Raw genomic sequence first — 6,880 nt, forward strand, 5'->3', positions numbered from 1 at the left:
CGGCGCTCTTGGGGTTCGGCGCCTCGATCGGCACGCTGGACGTGGCGATCAACGCCCACGCCGTGGAAGTCGAAGCCGCGGCCAAGCGGCCGCTGATGTCGGGTTTCCACGCTTTGTTCAGCATTGGCGGATTCGCCGGCTCGGGCGGCATCACGCTACTGCTGTCGCTGGGCACGGCGCCGCTGCCCGCCGCACTGTGCTGGGGCGTGCTGACGCTGGCGATCATCGGCGGCGCTTCAGGCGGCCTGCTGCGGATCAAGCCAGCCGCAAGCGCGGCCGCTTTCGCCTTTCCCAGGGGGATCGTGCTGCTGATTGCCGGTCTCACCGCCGTCACCTTCCTGATCGAAGGCGCCATCCTCGATTGGAGCGCGTTGCTGATCACCACGGCGGATATCGTGCCGCCGTCGCAAGGCGGCCTGGGCTACATGCTGTTTTCCATCGCCATGACCGCAGGCCGGCTTTTGGGTGACGCCATCGTCGCCCGGCTGGGGCCGCGGCGGGTGCTGATCGTTGGCGGGCTCCTAGCCGTCGCCGGCTTCGTGGTGCTGCTCGCGGTGCCGCTGCGTCCGCTCGCCATGGCCGGCTTTCTCCTGATCGGACTGGGCGCCGCCAACCTGGTCCCGGTCCTGTTCAGCGCCGCCGGGCGCCAGCACACCATGCCGCCGGCGCTCGCGATCGCGGCGGTCACGACCACCGGCTATGCCGGCATCCTGGCCGGGCCGGCGGCGGTGGGATTCGTGGCGCAAGCCGTGGGCCTGACCGCGTCGTTCTGGCTGCTCGCCGCGCTGATGTGCCTGGTGCCGCTGCTGGCCAGGCCGGCGGCGCGATAGGGCCTGCCGTATCCCTACGCGATTTCCCCCGCGCTCTTGAATTCCTTCGCCACGGGATCGAGCACCGACAGCGAGCCCTCGGCGACGCCGAAATAGGCGCCGTGCAGCTGCAGCTCGCCGCGCTCGACCAGCGCCTGCACGAACGGAAAGGTCATCAGGTTTTCCAGGCTGCGGAACACCGCCGCTTTCTCGATCCTGGTGGCAAAATCCTGCGCCGTTTCGTGGTCGCGCTGCCCGACCTGCTCACCGGGCTTGACGAACATCGACATCCAGCGGCCGATGAAATCGCCCGGCGACAGCGGCGCGATCTTATCGATGAAGGCGCGGATGCCGCCGCATTGGGCGTGGCCGAGCACCACGATGTGTTTCACGTGCAACGCCCGGACAGCGTATTCCAGCGCCGCCGAGACGCCGTGCGCGCCGCCGTCGGGCGCGTAGACCGGCACCAGATTGGCGACGTTGCGCACCACGAACAATTCGCCGGGGCCGGCATCGAAGATCACCTCCGGCGAGACCCGGGAATCGCAGCAGCCGATCACCATCACCTCGGGCGACTGGCCGCGCTCGGACAGTTCGCGATAGCGCGACTGCTCGGTGGGCAGCCGCTGCGAGGTAAAGGTGAGGTAGCCGTCGAGCAGACGTTGCGGAAACAGGGAATTGGCGGTGGATGGCATGGCAAGGACCGGCTGCGGTTTCGTGGACATGGGCGCGATGAGCCTATTTTCGGCGCTCCCTGCGGTATCGCGCCGGCGTCGTTCCGACCTCGGCTTGGAACAGCCGTGCGAAATAACTCTGATTGGCGTAGCCAACTTCGGCGGCGACGTCACCGACGGGCTTGTCGGAGCCTGCCAGCAAGGCCTTGGCGCGTTCGATGCGCAATCGCATCTGGTAGCGGTGCGGCGGCACCCCGGTCGCAGCCCTGAAGGCGCGCGCGAAATGGAACGGCGAAAGTCGCGCGACCCCGGCGAGTTCGGCGAGTGTGACCCGCTGATGGCTCGCTTGTTCGAGAAACGCGCGCACTCGTTTGAGTTGCCAGGCGGCGAGCCCTCGCGGCTCGGCTGGCGCGGCGGCGCCCAGACCATGGTGAAGCGCGAGCAGCCGCTCCGTGATAAGGATGGCGCGCGCATCTATTTCGACCCGGCTCACATCCGCGCCGGTACGCGCGGCGCGGATGTACATGGCGAGACGTGCGTTGAGTTCGCGGTCTGCCTTGAAGATCACATCGTCGCGCAGCGATCCGCTGATCCCAGCACCCGGACGAAGACCATCTGCGACGCTGTCGAGGAGCGCGTCCGGCAGAAAGATTTGTGCGAAACTCACCGCGCCCTTGGCCTCGAAATGGTTGGGGACGCCGCGCGGCTGCAAGGTGTAGGCGAAATGCTCGGTGCTTTTTCCCGCGCTCGGACCCCATCGGCAAGACGTGCGCGCGCCGGAGAGCCAGATCGAGAGAACGTTCTCGGGACATCCGGGAACCCAGACCTGCTCGCCAAAGCCCTCGGCGGCGTGAATGAAGGCGATCGGCGCGCTCCAACCCTGTTCTATCCCAACCAATCGCGCCCCCGCATCGATTTTGGCGCCATGCTGGTCGAAGTAGCCCGTTGGTTCCGAACCGTCGTTACCCTCTGCTCGCGACTCTGCCATCAAAAACTCTCGCGCCATCAGGCGGGGTGGCCGCAGTTTCCGTTCCCGGAAAAAATCCCTGTGCGCTGCTCCGACTGCGATTTTCACGCTAACAACGGGCGGCAAGGCACGCAATAGGTTCGCGACGCGCAAATTTTGCGCAAGCGGGCGTTATTTGCGCAAGAAGCCGTGCGACTTGGCCGGCATGGAAAGTCAAGATGGCGCATCGGAGGCGACGGCGAAAGCCGCCGCAACGACCTGTCTCTGCGAGCAGCAATGAGGAAACGACGCCGTGATGATCCCGACCCGCGCAAACGCGGCTGTGCTCTTTCTCGACCTGCAGATGGAGATCGTGGGCGCCAGCCGGACGGTCTCCCTCGAACGGCTGCGCCGCACCTCGGGCATTCTCGCCAGGCTTGCGACGCTGCACGGCCTGCCCGCGTTCCTCTCCGCCGTGCCGCCCGGCGGCGAATACTCTGCCGAAGTGATCGGCGCGCTTGGCGGCGCGGCGCCGCGGATGCGGACGCAAACGACCGCTTTTGCCGATGCCAGCCTGGTTGCGGATCTGCGGGCCAGCGGCCGGAAAGTACTGATCCTCTCCGGCGTGGCGAGCGAGATCGTGGTGCAAAGGACCGCGCTCGACGCGCTCGGAGCCGGCTACGAGGTTATGGCCGTCGTCGACGCCTGCGGCGGCATCGATATGAGAACGGAGGACGCGGCCTGGCGTCGGATTGTCGCCGCGGGGGGCGCGACGACGTCGTGCGTCACCGTTTGCGCGGAACTGGCGGGCGATTTCACGACCGAACCTGGCGGCGCCACGCTCCAGCTCATGTACGAAGCGCTCGGCGGCTGATTCAGTGGACGAATGCGGCGTCCGAAATGAAATTCCTCGCCATCATCGATGTTGCAGACAACGCGCCTATGTGAGCGCCGAAGTTTGTGATCAGACGCTGACAGCTGTGATTGCGGGGTCGCCCGGTCAAGCCGGGCGATGACTACTGTTATGATGCGAGGTACCCCTCATGTTGAGGAGCCGAAGCCTCCTTGCTCCGGTTGAACCCGTTTGATTGACCTGGGTTTTCGCCACATGGTAGAGCATGAATGAGGGGAAGCGAGCCCCGGTTTTGCGAAGCATCATGCGCAATGAGGCCGAACCGAACTTGGCCGGGATCCGCAAGGGAATGAGCTCATGATTCGTCCGCGCCGCAGCCTGTTGTTCATGCCGGGATCGAATGCGCGGGCGTTGGAAAAAGCCCGCAATCTTCCGGCCGACGGCATCATCCTCGACCTCGAGGATTCCGTGGGCCCCGATGCCAAGGCGCTGGCGCGCGACCAGATCGCGCAGGCGGTTGCCGCCAGGGGGTTCGGCAGGCGCGAAGTCCTGATCCGCGTCAACGCGCTGGATTCGCCGTGGTGGATCGAGGACCTCGCCATGGCAGGCCAGGCCCGGCCCGACGGCATTCTGGTGCCAAAGATTTCCAGTGCGAACGATCTCAAGGCGATCGCCGACCGCCTCGGCGCCATCGGCGCGGACCCCTCGATCAGGGTCTGGGTGATGATCGAGACCGCGCGCGCGGTGCTGCATGCCGAGGAGATCGCGGCCGCCTCGCGCGATGCCGCGACACGGCTTTGCGGTTTTGTCTTTGGGCCGAACGACATCTCGCGTGAAACTGGGATCCGGATGCTGCCGGGGCGCGCCGCGATGCTGCCCTTGATCACCCATTGCATCCTGGCCACCCGCGCCCATGGCCTCGAAATTCTCGACGGTCCCTACAGCGATTTCAGTAATTTCAACGGCTTTGGCCAGGAATGTACCCAGGCGCGCGATCTCGGCTTCGACGGCAAGACCCTGATTCATCCGGGCCAGATCGAGGCCTGCAACGCGATCTTCACCCCGCCGGCCGAGCAGGTGGCGTACGCCCGCAAGGTGATCGCGGCGTTCGAGCGCCCCGAAAACACGGCGCGCGGCGCCATCCAGATCGACGGGCAGATGGTGGAACGGCTGCACGCCGAGATGGCGAAGCGGACCATTGCGATCGCGGACGCCATCGCAGCGATCGGGCAGCCATAGGCCAGCGTTTTCCGAACCCGGCGCCAAAAATGGAGGACAGTAAGCCCCCAGGCGATCAGCCGCGCTTCAGACTGAGGATGTAGTTCACAAGGTCGTCGGCCTCGCCCGGCGCGATCACAAGATTGGGCATGCTGTTGTGGGAAGTCTGAAGAAAAACCTTCAATGACAGTGCCGTCGTCGATGGCTGGTTGGCGATGGCAGCGAAATCCGGCGCTTTGCCCGGGGAGCCGGTCATCGTCGCATCGATGGCGTGACACGCCTTGCACCAGGCTTCGGCCAGCCGATGTCCCGCCGCGGTGCTGTCGGTAGCGAGCGTTGCTCCGCCGGCATCGTGCATGCGGACGACAAACAGCGCCGCGAGCGCGATGATGATGGCGAGCGAAAAATGGATCCAGGCCAGGCGGGTCATTTTCGAGGGCTCATCCGGAGGTCGGCTTGCGTCCACTATTTGCGGACCTCTTGGCCCAAACTGTCGATCGTCGAAGCGTTGAGGCAATATCCCCTGTAGTGTTCGGCGGAGGTGCCGGCGGCGAGATCGCGGTCGCATTGCCCCTTGTCCCGGCACAGCGTGCAGACCCGCTCCATGTCGCGCAGCACCAGCGGCTCCGCGCGCGCCAGCGCTTCCTCGTCGATCCCAAGCGCCTTGAGCAGGCCGGGCAGTTCATCCGCCGCATGCGGTCCATGACGCACCAGCTCGTTGAGGTCGGCGGGAGTAACCTGCAGTTCGCTTGCGATGCGGTCAAACTCCGCGGTGCCGAGCTGGCGCAACTCGTTCAGCTCGCGCCGGTGCTTCAGCCAGTCGCCGAAGGTATTGATCAGAATTGCCACGCCGGGAAATGGCTTGCTCTGGGCGGTCATGAAACACCTCCGGTCGCCGCGGGATTTTGATGATAAGAGCGCCAGTCCAGCACAAAGGTGTTGCGATAGATCAAGCGGAGGAGTGTCTCAGCTTCAAATTCTGGCCTCGGCTGATGGTCGCGCCCTTAGGCCTCGGATGACTCCAGGTTCTCAAGCGATTTTTCGCCGATCGGCAGCATCATGCAAAAGACAGCGCCGCGAGGTTCGTTCGGCGTTGTCCATAGCCGGCCGCCATGCGCTTCGACGATGGAGCGGCAGATCGACAACCCCATCCCCAAACCGCTGGCCTTGGTCGTATAGAAGGCCTCGAAGATGCGCGCGAGGTTCGCCGGAGGCAGCCCCGGACCCGAATCGCTTACCGCAACAAGCACGCCGCCCGACTCGGCCTTGCTGGTGCTGATCAGCAACTCGCGCGATCCCTCTCCGACCTCGCTCATTGCTTCAATGGCGTTCATGGTCAAGTTCAGGATCACCTGCTGCAATTGGACTCTATCCCCCAAAATGCGCGGCAGTCCCTCCGACAGTCGCATCTTCGCCAAAACGCCATGCTCTGACATCGCGGCACGGGTCAGTCTCATGATATCCAAAATTGCTTCGTTAATCTCCAAATCTTGCTTCCGCGCCGGCGCATTTTTGGCGAAATCGCGAATCCGGCTGACAATATCAGCGGCCCGCCTGCCGTCGCTGATAATACGGTCGATCGACTGCCTGGTCTTTTCCAGATTTGGCGGCTGACGGGCGAGCCAGCGTACAGCGTTTCCGGCATTCAAAAGCGTGGCAGCGATAGGTTGGTTGACCTCGTGGGCAATGGAGGCCGAGAGTTGGCCCATTGTCGCGACACGGTTCGCGTGCGCCAGCTCTGCCTCGGCGCGCTTTCGCTCGGTCAGGTCGACGACGAAGGCCACGCCCTGATGTCGGAGCTCGCCAAAGGTGGCCCCACCCACAAGCACGGGCACACGGCTGCCGTCTTTCCGAAAAAAATCCTTCTCGCAAGGTCTCCAGGTTCCGGTAGAAACCAACTCTGCCAAGCGCCGTTCGTCGGCTTCGGCCCATTCGGGAGGTGTCAGGGCGGCAAAGCTCAGGCGGCCCGAATTGACGTCATCGCGGCCATATCCCACGATGCTGAGAAACGCGTCGTTGGCCTCCAAGATGCGACGGTCAAGATTGAAAATGCATATTCCGATGATGTTGGAGTCGACGAGGCGTCGAACCTTCGCCTCCCGCTCCCGGAGATCGCCATAAAGGCGCGTGTTCTCCAGCGAGATCGCGGCTTGTGCCGCCAGCAGTTCCAGGACCGCCATTCGAGCCGGTGTGAATGCGTGCGAAGTCAACGCGTTTTCGAGGAGGAGAATGCCGGTCAACTCCCGCTGTTTGATCAGCGGAAGGCAGAGGATCGACTTCGATCGTCGGTCGCGCAGATAGTCGTCCGCAGAAAACAGGTTGGGTTTGGAGGCATCATCGAGAATCACGTTTTCCCGCGTACGGATGACGTAGCGCACAA

The 6,880-nt window shown here is 64.3% G+C and carries 8 protein-coding genes; 3 read left to right on the forward strand and 5 right to left on the reverse strand.

The features are described 5' to 3' along the window. Positions 1 to 830: MFS transporter (locus ABSG20_RS25460; protein WP_423867256.1), on the forward strand; the 830-nt coding region annotated here is incomplete at its 5' end. Between the two features lie 14 nt (positions 831 to 844). Here the strand turns inward: ABSG20_RS25460 and ABSG20_RS25465 are convergent. Next, positions 845 to 1,534: a carbonic anhydrase gene (locus tag ABSG20_RS25465; RefSeq protein WP_423867257.1), complete on the reverse strand. Its 690-nt coding sequence runs from the start codon at positions 1,532 to 1,534 to the stop codon at positions 845 to 847. 13 nt (positions 1,535 to 1,547) lie between these two features. Continuing rightward, the gene (locus tag ABSG20_RS25470) at positions 1,548 to 2,471 is read right to left on the reverse strand and encodes an AraC family transcriptional regulator (protein ID WP_423867258.1); all 924 of its coding nucleotides are present in this window, start codon (positions 2,469 to 2,471) and stop codon (positions 1,548 to 1,550) included. Between the two features lie 274 nt (positions 2,472 to 2,745). Between ABSG20_RS25470 and ABSG20_RS25475 the strand changes: the two genes are divergently transcribed. Further along, positions 2,746 to 3,303: an isochorismatase family protein gene (locus tag ABSG20_RS25475; protein ID WP_423867263.1), complete on the forward strand. Its 558-nt coding sequence runs from the start codon at positions 2,746 to 2,748 to the stop codon at positions 3,301 to 3,303. 336 nt (positions 3,304 to 3,639) lie between these two features. Further along, on the forward strand, positions 3,640 to 4,521 hold the full coding sequence (locus ABSG20_RS25480) for an HpcH/HpaI aldolase/citrate lyase family protein (RefSeq protein WP_423867259.1): 882 nt from the start codon (positions 3,640 to 3,642) through the stop codon (positions 4,519 to 4,521). Positions 4,522 to 4,576: 55 nt separating this feature from the next. Here ABSG20_RS25480 and ABSG20_RS25485 read toward each other — a convergent pair whose 3' ends face one another. The 3 genes from ABSG20_RS25485 to ABSG20_RS25495 form a co-directional block, all read right to left on the reverse strand. Further along, positions 4,577 to 4,930, reverse strand: coding sequence for a c-type cytochrome (locus ABSG20_RS25485; RefSeq protein WP_423867260.1), 354 nt, complete (start codon positions 4,928 to 4,930; stop codon positions 4,577 to 4,579). Between the two features lie 35 nt (positions 4,931 to 4,965). Next, positions 4,966 to 5,379 (reverse strand): DUF6455 family protein, encoded by a 414-nt coding sequence (locus ABSG20_RS25490; RefSeq protein WP_423867261.1) that lies wholly within the window; start codon positions 5,377 to 5,379, stop codon positions 4,966 to 4,968. A 125-nt stretch (positions 5,380 to 5,504) separates the two neighbouring features. Further along, positions 5,505 to 6,880 (reverse strand): GAF domain-containing sensor histidine kinase (locus tag ABSG20_RS25495; protein WP_423867262.1); only part of this gene is annotated, 1,376 nt, incomplete at its 5' end.

The organism is Bradyrhizobium sp. (assembly GCF_049512235.1).
Classification (GTDB): domain Bacteria; phylum Pseudomonadota; class Alphaproteobacteria; order Rhizobiales; family Xanthobacteraceae; genus Bradyrhizobium.